The organism is Mycobacterium sp., assembly GCF_019247615.1.
In the GTDB taxonomy this organism is placed as follows: Bacteria; Actinomycetota; Actinomycetes; order Mycobacteriales; family Mycobacteriaceae; genus Mycobacterium.
In genome coordinates, this window is record NZ_JAFBAT010000175.1 from 1 (window position 1) to 13,622 (window position 13,622).

A 13,622-nucleotide genomic window follows, 5' to 3' on the forward strand; every position below is an offset into this window, starting at 1 on the left:
ACTTGATCGCGGACCGGTCTCGAGAGAATCGTTCGCAGCTGGTGTTCACGCAGGCCCGGGGACGCGACGCGGTGTTTTGGCAGTCGCCGCGCACGCGCAAGCAGGCCCGTCCCCACGTCCGCACGCCGACGGCACGCGCCCAGGGCATTGAGGAGCTGCAGATCGTCGTCGATTCCCATGAGCGCTACCCCTATCGATTCCCCACCCAGCAGGTCCGCATGATCAGGCAGGCGTTGCCATGCGGCGACTACGGGCTCGTCGTCGATTCAGAGCTGATCGCCTCGGTGGAGCGCAAATCGTTGGCGGATCTGGTTGCCAGTCTCACCGGCGGCAACCTGCGCTATCAAGTCGCCGATCTCAGTGCGCTGCAACGCGCGGCCGTGGTCGTCGAGGACCGCTACTCGCAGGTATTCGCCCTCGAACGGCTGCGCCCCGCCGTGGTGGCCGACGGGCTGGCCGAATTGCAGATCCGCTGGCCCAACGTGGCGATTGTGTTCTGCGAGAATCGCAAACTCGCAGAGGAGTGGACATATCGTTTTTTGGCCGCCGCGCACAATTGGGCGCTCATGGAACCTGCTGCACTGCAACGCATCTCACCGACTGAGAACGAAGACGCCCAGCCCGCCGAAGAACCCGACGCTCCCGAACCGAGCACCGCCGAGGTCCGCGCCTGGGCCCGTGCCGCCGGGCTGCCAGTGCCCGACCGAGGTCGGCTGCGTCCCGAAGTCTGGCGAGCGTGGCACAACGCCAACGACGCAGCACGCGTCATGGCACCGGCGGGCACGAACCCTGACCCTGCTTAACCTCCGGCGGTATCGACGGCATCGCGATGCCCGGGAGCACGGGTGGCACTGGAAATCCGCCGGGCGGAAAGTCACTTGTCCGGTCACTCAGCCGCACTGGCCGCTCGGCACAGACGAAACGCTGGCTGCCTGCCGAATGCCAAGCGCTACGTTTGTCGGGCGCCGGAAGCGGGCACGCGGCGAACATGTCAGTAACAGCGTTCAATGATCTGCCCTTGGCCAACCGCGACCGCAAGTGGGATGGCGACGCCGCCGAAAAGCGCGTCCGGAAATGGGCCGGCGCACAGGACAAACCCAATCAGAAGTACCGCGATGCACACATCTGGTACGACGAAGCCAAGAAGGACAACTTCACCGCCTACAAGCTGTTGATCGCCGACGTGATCGGCGGGGAGCTCAAGGCGGTGCCGCGGGGAGTGATGATCGCCGGCGCGATCATGGACGGCGCGCGCGGCGGCATCGATCTGCCCGAGGCCGACATTGCCCGCGTCAGAAGCCATCTGGCGAAGTATTACAAGAAGATGGGCGAAACCGCTCCGTGGGAGCGGGGGCCGCGGGGCTGACTAGATCGCCACTCTCAGTTCCGACAAACCCCGCAGCGTGACGTTGGGCTTGTAGCGCGGCTCACCGTCCAGTCGCGCGTCGGGGAAGCGCGCCGTTACCGCCGCCAATGCCACGGCGGCCTCCAGCCGCGCCAGCGGCGCACCGAGGCAGTAATGCGCCCCCCGGCCAAACCCTAAGTGCCGCAATCCTACCCGATCCGGATCGAACGTGTCGGGTCGGTCGAATTCGGACGGATCACGCTGAGCGGCGCCCAGCAGAAGCATCATCACGTCACCCGTCGGCACGTCCAGGCCCGCGATCGTCATGTCATCGGCGGCAATTCGGCCGACGAATTGCACGGGCGGATCGTAACGCAGGGTTTCTTCCACGATCGCCGGCGCGCGAGCGGCGTCGGCGGCCAACGCCGCCCAATGAACCCGGTCACGCAACATGGCCAAAACGGCATTCCCGATGAGGTTCACCGTTGTCTCATGTCCCGCGATCAGCAGCAAGACACACGTGGAAACGATCTCGTCTTGCGTCAGCTGGTCACCGGACTCCTCCACCGCGATCAGGCCCGACAGCAAGTCGTCGCCGGGACGTGATCGGCGCTGTTCGATCAGGCCGCGGAAGTATTCGCGCAACCAATAAGCGGTCTGCTGCCGCTCTTCGATACCACCCGGCAGTTGCCCGGTGAACTGAGCGAACGGGTCCAGCGACTGTGCCAGCAACGCCGAGGCGCGGCTGAACCGTGGCTCGTCATCGAGAGGCACGCCGAGCAGCCGGCAGATCACCGCCACGGGCAGCGGGTAGGCGAAATCCTCGACGACCTCAAAGACGCCCTTGTCGGCGATCCGATCGAGGAATCCCGCTACCAGCGCGCGGATTTCGGGTTGCAGCGAGTTCACCACCTTCGGGGCGAACGCCTTGCTGACCAACCTGCGCAGCCGGGTGTGATCCGGCGGATCGAGAAAGAGAAAACCCGGCGGACCCAGTGGTCGGGGCGCCGACCCGCTCTCCAACAGGCGCTGCGTCATCGTCGACTTAAACCGGTCGCTGCTCGACGACGGGTGCCGCAGAACCTCGTCGCAGTCGCGGTAGGTCGACAGGACGGCCACGTTGGCCTGGGGCAGCTGGAACGGGCCGCGCTCGCGGATCTTTGCGCAGATCCGGTACGGGTCGGCCCGGTTGGCCGAGTCCAGCAGCTGCAGCAGCAAGGATTGCGATTCGGCTTGGGCGGTCGTCATCGGCGCAGAAACTCCACGATGTGGTTGGCCAGTTCTTCGCCGGCGTCCTCTTGCAAGAAGTGTCCGGCGCCCCGGATCGTCGGGTGATCGATGCCCTGCGCCCCGCGCATCTCGCGCTGGAAGATGGCGGCCATCGGCCCGGTGATCGGGTCGCTGTCGCTGAAGGCGACCAGCATGGGTGTCGGGCTCACGGACAGCTTCGCCCACGCCGCCTTGTTGGCCGCGGCCGCTGGATCGTCCGGTGAGGTGGGCACCAGTCCCGGCATGGCCCGTGGCCCGGCGCAGTAGTCGTCGGAGGGGAAGGGCGCGTCATACGCCGCGCGCACCTCGTCGCTAAGCTGCCGGCGACAACCGCTCTGCACAAACCAGCCGATGTTGAGCTGCGGTGCGGTCGTGATGGCCTCACGGAAGCGCCACCAGATCTCGGCCATCGGCTGCTCGCCGTTGGGCAGTCCGGTGTTCGCGACGACCAGCCCGGCGAAGCGCTCGGGATGCTCGGCCGCCAGTCGCAAACCGATGAGCCCGCCCCAGTCCTGGCCGACGAGGGTGACATCGCGAAGGTCGAGGACATCGAACGCCACGGTACGCATCCATTCGACATGGCGCGCATAGCTGTGATCTTCGCGCCGGGCCGGTTTGTCCGAACGACCGAACCCGACCAAGTCGGGGCACACGACTCGATGCCCGGCTGCGACCAGTATCGGAATCACCTTGCGGTACAAGTATGACCACGACGGCTCGCCGTGCAACATGAGTATCGGAGCGGCGCGTTCCGGCCCGTCGGCCACCCAGGCGACCCTCAGCTGACCGCCGCCGCCGTCGGCTATCTCGGCATAGCTTGGGACATAAGGGAACTCGGGTAGGTCGGCGAATCGGTCGTCGGGGGTGCGCAGCGTTTGCATTCAGTTCCCTTCCTGTGAGCCCACCAATGCCGGATGGGCTAGCAGTCGATCCAGAAACGGCCGCTGTCCCTGCAGCAACTTCGCGTGCGCCTGAGTCACCGCGAACCAACCGACGCGGTCGACTTCGGGGAACTCCCGGATCTTGCCCGAGCCCTTCGGCCACTCGATCTGGAAGGTGTTGCTGCGCGCGTCGGTGACGTCGAGGTCGCCCTCGACGGCAAAAGCGGAGACCACCTTGCCGCCGGGCTGTTTCAGCGAACCTAGGTCGATGCGCGGTCCGTCGGGCACCGGCAGCGCGAGCTCCTCGAAAAACTCGCGCCGCGCGGCCGCCCACGGGTCTTCCACCTCGGTGTGTTCGCCTTTGGGAATCGACCAGGCCCCGTCATCCTTGCGGGCCCAGAACGGACCGCCCGGATGCGCGATCAGCACTTCGATCACGCCGTCGCGAATCCGGTACAGCAGCACACCGGCGCTGAGCTTGGGCATGCCCGGTCAGACTCCGACGGCGCGTTCCAGATCCTTGAGCGACGACTCCAGATGCGTGAGCAGGCGCTGCAGGTGCGGAACGCTGCGACGGCATCCGACCAGACCGAAGTCGAGTTTGTCGGCGTTGCCGACCAGCGTGATGTTCAGCGCCTGTCCATCGAGCGCGATGGACAGGGGGTAGTTGCCGTCGAGCCGGGCGCCGCCGCAGTACATCGGCTCGTGCGGTCCCGGCACGTTCGATATGACGATGTTGAAGGGTGGCGACGTGGACGACACCCATCCCGGAACCGCCGCCAGCGCAATCGAACCCATGTTCATCACCGAGAGCGCCATCGCCTGCGGTCGAGGCAGCTGGGAGAACACCTTCTTGTTTCTCCGCATCGAGTCGCTGACTACCTGTAATCGCTCCGCGGGATCGTCCGTGTCGGTGGCCAGGTTGCACAGGATGGCTCCCACGAGGTTCCCCCCGGCGTCCGCCTCGTCCTCCCTACGCAGACTCATCGGCACCATCGCGAGCAACGGCTTGTCCGGCAACGCGCTCTGCTCGAGCAGGTAGTAGCGCAGGGCACCCGAGCACATCGCCAGAACAACATCGTTGAGCGTCGCGCCCGCTGCCCGTTTGACGCTCTTGATGCGGTCAACCGACCATGATTGCGCCGCGCACCTGCGCGCGCCGCCGATGTTCACGTTCAACATAGTCCGCGGAGCCCCGAACGGCAGTGTCACCTGCTGCTCGAGCAGTGCCGCCCGCGCGAGGGAGACCGTCGACGGACCAAGTGCGGCAACCGACCTCGCCGTCTTCAGCAGCGCACCCACGCGGGAGGTCGGATTGGGCTGGCGTTTGCGCTTAGGCAGGCTCCACATCGCCCGAACCTGCGGATCGCCCGGATCGTACGACAGCGACCGCTGCATGAGTCTCAGCGCCGAGACGCCGTCGATCAGCGCGTGGTGGGTCTTGGTGTACATCGCGAACCGGCCGTCCTGGAGGCCCTCGATGACGTGCACCTCCCACAGCGGCCGGTGGCGATCGAGCAGGCTACTGTGCCACCGCGAAGTCAGCTCAAGCAGCTCGCGGACCCGCCCCGGCGAGGGCAGCGCCGAGCGCCGGACGTGGTAATCGATGTCGAGGTCTTTGTCGTATGTCCAGGCCAGGTTTGCGATTCCGCCCCACAGCGTCGCCGGTCGCTTGAGGAACGTCGGCTGGAAGTCCTGCTGGGCGATCAGTTGGTCGTAGATCTCGCGCACGAAATCGGGCCCCGCCCCCTCGGGCGGTTGATACAACTGCAAGCCTCCGACATGCATCGGGTGCTCACGGGATTCCCCGATGAGAAAAACCGCGTCGGCGGGCATCATCAGTTCCATCCGACTATTAGACCGCAGAATTCGGCGATCGAAACCCCCTAACGACGACTGGCAGTGGGCCTCCCGGGTGGGCCGCACGACGCCGGGATTGTGGAATCGGCGCGCACCATCGTTCGCCAATTGCTCGACGCCGGAGCGGCCACACGTGACGTTGTGGCCGAGCGGTTCAACTTGCACCCAAACACGTTGCAGAGCAGGGTCGCCGAAGAGAACCATGTTTGCGGCCCCAGTTGACCGGGTGCGCAGGGACCCCACCGATCGCTACCTGTGCACCACCGGCATCAGCCTCGCGCACCTCGCCCGCGAGCTAGCCGACGGGCGTTATTCCCACGTTGGAGATGGTGAAGCCGCGGCCCGAGACGATCTTGCAGGTGACCCCGCTGGTTTGCGACGTGCAGCTGAACGGCCCGAGCCAGACGGTCTTGCCGTAGTCGAGGGTGGGCGTGCCTTCGCCTGCATTACCGAGGCAAGAACTTCCGGTGCAGCTTTTGAACGCCCCATCGGTGGACATCCGCACGGACTGCGGCGGCGAGTCGGTCTGACAGTAAACCTCGTCGGCGATGCCACTGCCGCGTTGATAGTTCATCTCGCAGCCGAGATTGCGTGACGGCGCCAGAAAGGAACACCAGCCCTGGCCACACATCGAATTGTCGGCGGCGGCGCGAGGCATGCCTGGACAACACCCGACGATGACCCCTATCACCACGCCAATTGCGGCGACGAGCGTCCGATGCACGGTGGCCCTCCCAAAGTAAACGCCGGTCAACAAAGTGGCCGCCCGAAAGCCCCCGAAAGCCCTTGACTCACCGGAAAGTATCAGACCGATTCCAAGCCAGGGCGCGATTACAGCAAATCGGTGATGGTCTTGAGTCCGGCTTCGTAAAGGGCGCCCGGCAGCATGCCGCCGTCGTGTTCGATGGTGGTTCCGTTGACGAAGTCCGCGTCTCCGCTCGCCAGGAAGACGCACACGCGGCCCACCTCCGCCGGCTCGCCCGCGCGCCGCAACGGCACGGCGGCGAAATACTTTTCACCCGTCGGATCGTCCTTTGGCAGCACAAACGATCGGAAGTTCTCCGTCATCGTCGGCCCGAGTGCGATGCAGTTGACCCTGACTTTCGGGCCCCACTCCTCGGCCAGCGAACGAGTGAGATGGTTGAGTCCGCTCTTGGCCGCACCGTAGGACACCAGCGTCGGCGATCCAGCCGGATGGCCCGCACCGCTGGAGATGTTGATGATGCAACCGACGCCATCCTGGGTCGACATCTGCCGGTACGCGCGAACGGCGAACCACAGCGGACTGATGAGGTTCATCTGCACGGCATACGCGTGAAACAGTGCGGTCCGCTCGTAGTCGTCGTCGCTTGGGGGCGCACCCTGAATCCGTTGGACGAGTTCGGGGATGCTTTCCGCGTGCGGTGCGGGCACCGTACCGCCGGCGTTGTTGACCAAGATGTCGACCCGGCCATGCGCGCCCACGACGTCGGCGACGAATGAGTCGATCGAGCGATAATCGCCTTGCTCGCAGACTCTTTGGAAGGCACGGGGTGCCCAGTCCGGTTCGGCGCCGATCCCCGGAATGGTGGCCAGGCGCGAACGCGAGCACCCGACCACCGTGGCCCCGGCGCGCAGCAGTTCGTGGGCGATGCCGACGCCAACTCCGCGGCTGGTACCGGTGACGATCGCGATCTTGCCGTCGAGGACGCCCATGATCAGCCTTCCTCCTCGCACCGACATTGACAGTGACTGCCAGCGGGTCATACTGTGCCAGTTCGCCCGTTGGCGTGCAAAGGCGCGATGAGGAGGTTGCCGATGAGCATTCGCGTCATCCAGTGGGCTACCGGCGGCGTCGGCAAGGCGGCCATCGAATGCGTGCTGAATCACCCGGAACTCGAGCTGGCCGGATGCTGGGTACACAGCGCGGACAAGAACGGGCTCGACGTCGGCCAAATTCTGGCGATCGGCCCGTTGGGCGTCACCGCCACCTCCAGCATCGACGAGGTGCTGGCCGTCGACGCCGACTGTGTCATGTACAGCCCGCTGGTTCCCAATGACGACGAGGTCATGGCGATCCTGCGATCCGGCAAGAACGTTGTCACGCCGGTCGGCTGGGTGTACCCCGACCCGAGCAACCCCCGCGTCAAAGCAATTGCCGACGCCGCACTCGAGGGCGGCGTGACCCTGCACGGTTCCGGCATCCATCCCGGCGGCATCACGGAGCGGTTCCCGCTCATGCTGTCCGGGCTGTCATCGGCGATCACCCATGTCCGCGCCGAGGAGTTCTCCGACATCCGCACCTACAATGCCCCGGACGTTGTGCGGCACATCATGGGTTTTGGTGGACCGCCCGAGGACGCCATGCAAGGGCCGATGGCCGACCTGCTCGAGTCGGGTTTCAAGATGTCGATACGGATGATCGCCGACCACATGGGATTTCGGATCGATCCCAACATCCGCACTATCCAGGAGATCGCCGTGGCGACCGCCGACATCGACTACGACCCGTTCCCCATCACCGCGGGAACCGTTGCCGCGCGCCGGTTCCGGTGGCAAGCGCTCGCTGACGGCGAGCCGGTGATCACGGCAGCGGTCAACTGGCTGATGGGCGAAGCCGACCTGGACCCGGACTGGAACTTCGGTGGGCGCGGCGAACGCTTCGAAGTCGAGATCACCGGCGACCCGACGGTGAGTCTGACGTTCAAAGGACTGCAGCCATCCACGATCGCCGAAGGGCTGCAACGGAACCCCGGTGTCGTCGCCACTGCCAACCACTGCGTCAACGCCATCCCCGACGTGTGTGCCGCCGAACCGGGCATAAAGACCTATCTGGACCTGCCGTTGTTCGCCGGACGCCCGGCGCCACACCTCGCGACGCGAGCACCCTGAGCGGCATGGAGCGACTGCGCGACCGACAGCGCGCACAGGTCCGGGCGGACATCCGGCGGGCCGCTTTCCGGCTGTTCATCGAACGCGGGTACGACGCGGTGACGACGGAGGAGATCGCCGCGTCCGCCGGCGTCTCGCCGCGGACGTTCTTCCGGCATGTGCCGGCGAAGGAGGAGCTGTTGCTGGCGCCCGTCCGCCACGGCGGTGCGGCCATAGTCAGCCTGCTGGAAAAGCGCCCCACGGCCGAGCCTCCGGACGTCGCGCTGCTCAACGCCATCTTGGCGCGCACCCGGTCGTTCGAGCCGGCCGACTGCGAGGAGTGGCGGGCAGCCTTGCAGGTCGCCCCCGATCTACTGAGCAAGGCAAGCGTGCATACGCCATCGGACCGGGACCGTGCGATCAAGCTGGTAGCCGAGCGCATGGGCATCAATCCGGACACCGACATCCGCGCCGGTCTCTTGGTTCAACTCGCCTTTGCGGCAGCCGATTTCGCCTTCCAGCAGTGGGTGCGCCAATGCGCGAGTTCAAGACCGCTGGATCGCTACGTCACCGAGGCCCTCGAGGCGGTGAAGAGTACCTACTGGAGCCATCCTGCGCCTGCTGGGCGCCGCAGGGATGGGTGAGGTGTACCTGGCGCAGCACCCCCGGTTGCCTCGTCGTCGCCGGAACGCCCACCGGCGGCAACCCCTAACCTCACAGAGCAGCGCCGCTGCGGCGTTAAGGTGTTTTGGGAGCAGCGCTTTCACGGACACCTGGATCGGTGCAAGGGCTTCGACGTTGAACTCTGCATGAACATACACCAAACAACATGTGCCGCAGCGGGTTCGCGCTCAGTGGGTTCGCGCTCAGTCGCTAATCATCCCCCACCGCCTCCCCCACCGCCGGAGAGTCCATTGCCGCGGCAAACGTAGTAATAGTCGCATTGCCCCTGCTGAACTGGCGCCGGCGGCGGTGGCGGCGCCGGGCTGGATGACGTGGGCTCCGGCGGCGCCGCCGGCGCGTTGGCTGCCAATGTCGTTGCCTCGGCCGTACAGCCAAGCCCCAAACCGAGGAATGCCGCACCACCGAGCGCCGCGATGGTCCTCTTGGTCCAAGATCTCATCGATTAATCTCCCCCATACGCGAATTCGGACGCTTGCGGACTACCCGGTTGGGCGCAATCCAATCGGGTGGCGAGTATTCGACTCGGGGTCGCGCCGGTCAGCCGAGCCTGGGCAGCACCGTGTCGGTGAGCAGCCGGACCGAGTTCCACGCCTCGTCGACGGGCATGCCGCCGACCAAGGGATGCATGACGAGCGGGCCGTAGTCCTTCGAGTCGCGCACTTCGGCGACGAGCTGATCGGGAGTCAGGAATCGGTAACGTCCCGACGCACGGACCTCGTCGAGCGTCCGCACTCCAGGAAGGTGCATGAAGGAACGCTGCTCGGTAGACCATTGGCCGTATGTGACCGCCTCCCAGAGGATGTGTTCCCCGAGTTCCGCCCACGCCCGCTCCGGGTCCTCGTGAAGATAGATCATGCCCCGGTTGATCGGTCCGGGCATGAGGACGATCGGTGTGCTCCCGGCATCGGAACACAGGCGCCGATAGTAGCCGGCGAGGTCGGGTAGGTGGTCGGCCAGGCTGAGCGGCAATCCGAAACGCGCCGCGCGGCGTGCGGTCGCGCGCACGCCTCCGCCGACATACAGCGGTGGATGCGGTCGGGTCCAGGTGCCGTCGTTCGACCAGACCGAGAGCATTCGCTCGATCAGGCCGTCCATCAGTTCACCCCGGCGGGTGAAATCGACTCCCAGCGAGTCGTATTCGACGGTTCGGTAGCCCAGCCCCAGGGTGGTGTGCAGCCGGCCTCGGCTCATGCTGTCGACCAGTGCGATGTCTTCGGCCAACCGCACCGGGTTCCACAGTGGGCCGAGCGCGCAGTCGACGCTGGCGATCAGATTCGACGTTCGCGCCAGGAACATCGCCGCGGTCATGATCGGATTGCAACTCCATGCGTGCCCGGTCGCATGGTGTTCGTCGACGCTGACGGAGGTGATGCCGTGCGACTCGCTCCACTGCGCCAGCTCCAGCGCGGCAGTGAGCAGCTCGCTTTGTTTGCGCGGATCTCCTTGTGGCGAAGCGAAATTGAACCGCAGCACCGTCAGCAACATGTCAACCCTCCGGGGGGATCGACGCCGACCTCAGGAACGCGGGAAAGTCGGGAAACAGCGCACGGTCTACTATCTCGATGCGGGTGCCGCAGCTATCGATGTAATAGGCGAACAGCGAAAGGTCCGACTCGGACACGGCCGCAGTCATTTCGAAGGCGAAACCGTTGTCCTCCAGCGCTTTAGCGGATTCTGCCAGGTTGTCCGTGAAATAGCCGAGGTGATGGACGGAGGTCCCCTGTGCCGCGGTCCACGGACTGCCGCGGACCTCCTTGATCAGTTCGACGTGCGGCGCCTGCACGGAGTAGACGAACGTCGAAGTCAGTTCGCGGGTTCCGTCGGCGGTCCGAAAGGGAAGCGTGTAGCTCAGGGGGGTGGTCCACCGGTAGCCGGCGAGCGCACTCAGGCGGGCCATCGCGGCATCGAGATCCGGCACGACGATACCGGTGTGATAGAAGTCCTCGGGCTGCAAGCCCGGCGAAACACGAGAAGCCATGGTAGATGTCCTCAGCTCAAACACAGTCCGAAGCGCCGTCGACGACGAAGAGCGCGCCGCTGGTGTAACTGCTGTGCTCGGTGCACAAGAATGCCACCGTCGGCGCGATTTCGCCGACAGACCCAAAGCGGCGCAAGGGAATATGAGCCAGCTCGGAATCCACCAATTCCGGCGCGGCGCGCATTGGTGCGGTCATCGGGGTGTCGATGAGGCCGGGCGCCACCGCGTTAACCCGTATTCTCTCGGTCGCCCACTTGACAGCGAGATTCCTTGTGATTCCGATGATCCCGGCTTTTGCCGCCCCATAACCCGGCACCAGCGGGACCGCGCGCAGAGCCGACATCGAGGCCACATTGACCACGCTCGCGCCGCCCACTGCGGTCGATGCCTTGAGCGCGTGGTGCAGTCCGACGGTCAAGCGGTATGGACCGGTGAGATTGACCGCGACCGACGCAGCGAAACCTTGCGGCTTGGACTCATCGAGGCCGCCGGGGAAATTTGCGCCCGCGTTGTTGAACAGCACATCCAGTCGGATGAAGTCCCGGGCCAGCGCATCCACCGATTCATGATCGGCGATTTCTAACTGGCGGTAGGCCATGCCCGCCAGGTCGGTGTCGTAGTCCGTCGCCGTCGGTTGTGTTCCGGTGACTGTCACCTCGGCGCCGGCATCCCGGAACAAGGTTGCGGTGGCATGCCCGATTCCGCTGGTGCCGCCGGTGATGAGCACCGCTGTGCCCGTGAAGTCGAAGCTGACGCGCGCCGTCATGAATTGCCCGCAATCTGTCGTCGCAGCCATGCGCTTTCCCAGAAGTTTCTGCTGTCGGCCAGCAGCGTTTCATGGGACCGCTTCAGCACTTCACGCGCCCCGGCGTGTTCTGCCGGTAACAGCTCGGCGAGGTGGATGGCGTGCAGGGGTCGGTTCGCCTCGAGATGTGCCCGCGCCCTTTCCGCGAGCGCGTCGGCGCCGGCCAGCTCGACCACATCGGCGGCGACGGCGTCGAATCCGATCGGATAGAGCTCGGTGGTCGACCGGTGATGGAACCAGCCGGAGTAGTTCTCCCACACCGCCCGCACGTCCCAATCGACCTTTCCATAGCCTTGGCCCACTTCGCATTCGGGAGGCAAGCGGATGTCCCGCATCAGGGTCCGGACATCCTTGCCGGCGTTCATCCCGGCGACGGTCTGGTCGTGGATGTACTGGATCGCCTCGCGCAGCCGGGTCAACTCCGAATTGATGCGCTGCTGCCCGGCGATCGGCGCGAAGTGACCGGTCACCAGGAGGTCGGCACCCAGCTCACGCACCCGCTCCACAGAGGCGATGGCCATCAGGGCGTCCCGATACCGGTCGCCGCGAATCGTCACCAGGTTGGGAATGTGTCCGAATAACGGCCCGAACGTGTTCCCGCACAAACAGATCCGCTCATCGGGTAACCACACCACCAATGAGTCCGTCGTTTCGCCGCCGGGCACGGAGATCAGCTCCAGGCGTCGACCGCCGACCTCCAGGGTCATGCTCTCATCAAATTCCAGGTCGACCATGGGGACGCTCTGGGCGGGCAGGTGCCTGGTCCCCAGGCGCCGCTGAATGGCTTGGATTCCCGTCGCTAGCGTTTCTTTGAAGGCGAAGGCGCTGCGGCTGGCGCGGTACGGGATGAGGCGCTCGTTGTCGTCCCGCCACGCGGTCCAGTTCGCCTGTGCGACAACAGTGGTATCGCGGTCACGGACGCTGTCCAGTCCGCCGACGTGGTCGACGTGGCCCTGCGTGAAGATGATGTAGCGCACCGGCGAGGAGTCGACGGCGTCGAAGTTGGCGCGGTGCACCGGGCCCTCGAAGCCCATCCCGGTATTGACGATCACCCGTCCGTCGCCGGTGGTGAGCAGGTAGGCGTTCGACAGGCCCGGCGAGCACCACAGGCCGGGGGCGATCTGATCGGCCCGCTCCGCGGACGCCGGACGCATCGCGTCGGCGCCGGGGCGGCTGCGATAGATCGGCTCTAGGTCTTGTGTGCCCATCGATGCTGTCTCCTCATTCCGGGCGGACATCGAACCGGTCGAAGTAGAAGTCGAACCGCTGCCGAAGTTCGTCGGGCGCGATGTCGAAGTGCCGCCGCAGGTCGTAGCGGATACGGCCGTGCTTGCCGCGCGGGTTGCTGTCCAAGTAGTGCTGAAAGCGTGCGCGCGCCTTCGGGGTCAATTCGACGTCGGCGCATTCGTAAAGCCTTTCCAGCAGCGGCATTTCGTTGCCATCGAGGTGGTGAAAGCCGATGTCGAGGCTGCGTTCGGGCGGCACCTGGTCGCGGTCGCGTACACAGGCGCCGAGCAGGCGGTGCACGCGGTCGCTCCAGTAATCCAGCAGCCAGCCGGGGTCGATGCTGGTGCGGCGCAGTCGATCCGAGTAGGCCATCATCGTGATCGCCGACTGGACCACGGCGACGGGGTCGCGGTGGGTGAAGGCCACCGTCGCGTCGGGGAAGGTTGCCATCAGCGGGCCCAGCTGCTCGCAGTGCTGCGGGCTCTTCAGCACCCAGGTCCGCGGGCCACGCAGGAAGGTCAGCGCCTGCAACACTTTCTTCATGTATCCGTAGTGCCGGGTTTGGTCGAGGCTAGGTAGTAGTCCCGCCAATCGGGCACGCGCGCATGCCATTCCAGGACGTAGGCGGCCAGGTCGAGGTCGAGCAGCTCGACCTCCTCCTCGATCGCCTCGGGGAACCGGTCGTGCATGGCGGCCACCAACGGGGCGCTGGCCATGAGGGCG

Annotated in this window: 14 protein-coding genes and 2 pseudogenes; 5 read left to right on the forward strand and 11 right to left on the reverse strand. The window is 65.6% G+C overall.

The features are described 5' to 3' along the window. The coding region (locus JO059_RS11855; protein WP_293318844.1) for an ERCC4 domain-containing protein at positions 1–803 on the forward strand (803 nt) is incomplete at its 5' end. A 185-nt stretch (positions 804–988) separates the two neighbouring features. Beyond that, complete coding sequence (locus JO059_RS11860; protein ID WP_293318846.1) at positions 989–1,366, forward strand: hypothetical protein; 378 nt, start codon at positions 989–991, stop codon at positions 1,364–1,366. Here JO059_RS11860 and JO059_RS11865 read toward each other — a convergent pair whose 3' ends face one another. The 4 genes from JO059_RS11865 to JO059_RS11880 are packed head-to-tail and all read right to left on the reverse strand — an operon-like array spanning position 1,367 to position 5,343. Further along, positions 1,367–2,593, reverse strand: a complete 1,227-nt coding sequence (locus JO059_RS11865) for a cytochrome P450 (RefSeq protein WP_293318847.1) — start codon at positions 2,591–2,593, stop codon at positions 1,367–1,369. Beyond that, on the reverse strand, positions 2,590–3,495 hold the full coding sequence (locus JO059_RS11870; protein WP_293318849.1) for a haloalkane dehalogenase: 906 nt from the start codon (positions 3,493–3,495) through the stop codon (positions 2,590–2,592). The genes JO059_RS11865 and JO059_RS11870 overlap by 4 nt, the downstream gene beginning before the upstream one ends. Continuing rightward, entirely contained in the window at positions 3,496–3,981 is a 486-nt protein-coding gene (locus tag JO059_RS11875; protein WP_293318851.1) for an NUDIX domain-containing protein, read from the reverse strand. It abuts the gene before it with no gap. A gap of 6 nt (positions 3,982–3,987) precedes the next feature. After that, positions 3,988–5,343, reverse strand: coding sequence for a wax ester/triacylglycerol synthase family O-acyltransferase (locus JO059_RS11880; RefSeq protein WP_293318853.1), 1,356 nt, complete (start codon positions 5,341–5,343; stop codon positions 3,988–3,990). An 84-nt stretch (positions 5,344–5,427) separates the two neighbouring features. On the opposite strand from JO059_RS11880, the pseudogene JO059_RS11885 reads away from it, so the two are divergent. Continuing rightward, positions 5,428–5,653 (forward strand): annotated as a pseudogene (locus JO059_RS11885) (AraC family transcriptional regulator); the annotation flags it as partial. On the opposite strand, the gene JO059_RS11890 reads toward JO059_RS11885, so the two are convergent. Then, on the reverse strand, positions 5,651–6,079 hold the full coding sequence (locus tag JO059_RS11890) for a hypothetical protein (RefSeq protein ID WP_293318855.1): 429 nt from the start codon (positions 6,077–6,079) through the stop codon (positions 5,651–5,653). The pseudogene JO059_RS11885 and the gene JO059_RS11890 overlap by 3 nt on opposite strands. Before the next feature lie 107 nt (positions 6,080–6,186). After that, positions 6,187–7,050 (reverse strand): SDR family oxidoreductase, encoded by an 864-nt coding sequence (locus tag JO059_RS11895; protein WP_293318857.1) that lies wholly within the window; start codon positions 7,048–7,050, stop codon positions 6,187–6,189. A 102-nt stretch (positions 7,051–7,152) separates the two neighbouring features. Here JO059_RS11895 and JO059_RS11900 point away from each other — a divergent pair, with 102 nt between their 5' ends. Together JO059_RS11900 and JO059_RS11905 are read left to right on the forward strand one after the other, a co-directional pair. Next, positions 7,153–8,226: a dihydrodipicolinate reductase gene (locus JO059_RS11900; protein WP_293318859.1), complete on the forward strand. Its 1,074-nt coding sequence runs from the start codon at positions 7,153–7,155 to the stop codon at positions 8,224–8,226. A 5-nt stretch (positions 8,227–8,231) separates the two neighbouring features. Further along, a complete protein-coding gene (locus JO059_RS11905) occupies positions 8,232–8,849 on the forward strand; it encodes a TetR/AcrR family transcriptional regulator (protein WP_293318861.1) in 618 nt (205 codons plus the stop codon). A gap of 577 nt (positions 8,850–9,426) precedes the next feature. Here JO059_RS11905 and JO059_RS11910 read toward each other — a convergent pair. The 5 genes and pseudogenes from JO059_RS11910 to JO059_RS11930 form a co-directional block, all read right to left on the reverse strand. Continuing rightward, the gene (locus JO059_RS11910) at positions 9,427–10,374 is read right to left on the reverse strand and encodes an LLM class flavin-dependent oxidoreductase (RefSeq protein ID WP_293318863.1); all 948 of its coding nucleotides are present in this window, start codon (positions 10,372–10,374) and stop codon (positions 9,427–9,429) included. A gap of 1 nt (position 10,375) precedes the next feature. Further along, complete coding sequence (locus tag JO059_RS11915; RefSeq protein WP_293318865.1) at positions 10,376–10,867, reverse strand: VOC family protein; 492 nt, start codon at positions 10,865–10,867, stop codon at positions 10,376–10,378. 16 nt (positions 10,868–10,883) lie between these two features. Continuing rightward, on the reverse strand, positions 10,884–11,633 hold the full coding sequence (locus JO059_RS11920) for an SDR family oxidoreductase (protein ID WP_293318869.1): 750 nt from the start codon (positions 11,631–11,633) through the stop codon (positions 10,884–10,886). After that, complete coding sequence (locus JO059_RS11925; RefSeq protein ID WP_293318867.1) at positions 11,630–12,880, reverse strand: MBL fold metallo-hydrolase; 1,251 nt, start codon at positions 12,878–12,880, stop codon at positions 11,630–11,632. The genes JO059_RS11920 and JO059_RS11925 overlap by 4 nt, the downstream gene beginning before the upstream one ends. A gap of 13 nt (positions 12,881–12,893) precedes the next feature. Then, positions 12,894–13,622: pseudogene (locus JO059_RS11930) on the reverse strand (sulfotransferase); the annotation flags it as partial.

Coding starts and splice junctions, on each gene's coding strand:
- JO059_RS11895 (WP_293318857.1), bottom strand. CDS start 7,050: ATGGGCGTCCTCGACGGCAAGATCGCGATCGTCACCGGTACCAGCCGC.
- JO059_RS11875 (WP_293318851.1), bottom strand. CDS start 3,981: ATGCCCAAGCTCAGCGCCGGTGTGCTGCTGTACCGGATTCGCGACGGC.
- JO059_RS11860 (WP_293318846.1), top strand. CDS start 989: ATGTCAGTAACAGCGTTCAATGATCTGCCCTTGGCCAACCGCGACCGC.
- JO059_RS11915 (WP_293318865.1), bottom strand. CDS start 10,867: ATGGCTTCTCGTGTTTCGCCGGGCTTGCAGCCCGAGGACTTCTATCAC.
- JO059_RS11905 (WP_293318861.1), top strand. CDS start 8,232: ATGGAGCGACTGCGCGACCGACAGCGCGCACAGGTCCGGGCGGACATC.
- JO059_RS11910 (WP_293318863.1), bottom strand. CDS start 10,374: ATGTTGCTGACGGTGCTGCGGTTCAATTTCGCTTCGCCACAAGGAGAT.
- JO059_RS11920 (WP_293318869.1), bottom strand. CDS start 11,633: ATGACGGCGCGCGTCAGCTTCGACTTCACGGGCACAGCGGTGCTCATC.
- JO059_RS11925 (WP_293318867.1), bottom strand. CDS start 12,880: ATGGGCACACAAGACCTAGAGCCGATCTATCGCAGCCGCCCCGGCGCC.
- JO059_RS11870 (WP_293318849.1), bottom strand. CDS start 3,495: ATGCAAACGCTGCGCACCCCCGACGACCGATTCGCCGACCTACCCGAG.
- JO059_RS11880 (WP_293318853.1), bottom strand. CDS start 5,343: ATGGAACTGATGATGCCCGCCGACGCGGTTTTTCTCATCGGGGAATCC.
- JO059_RS11900 (WP_293318859.1), top strand. CDS start 7,153: ATGAGCATTCGCGTCATCCAGTGGGCTACCGGCGGCGTCGGCAAGGCG.
- JO059_RS11865 (WP_293318847.1), bottom strand. CDS start 2,593: ATGACGACCGCCCAAGCCGAATCGCAATCCTTGCTGCTGCAGCTGCTG.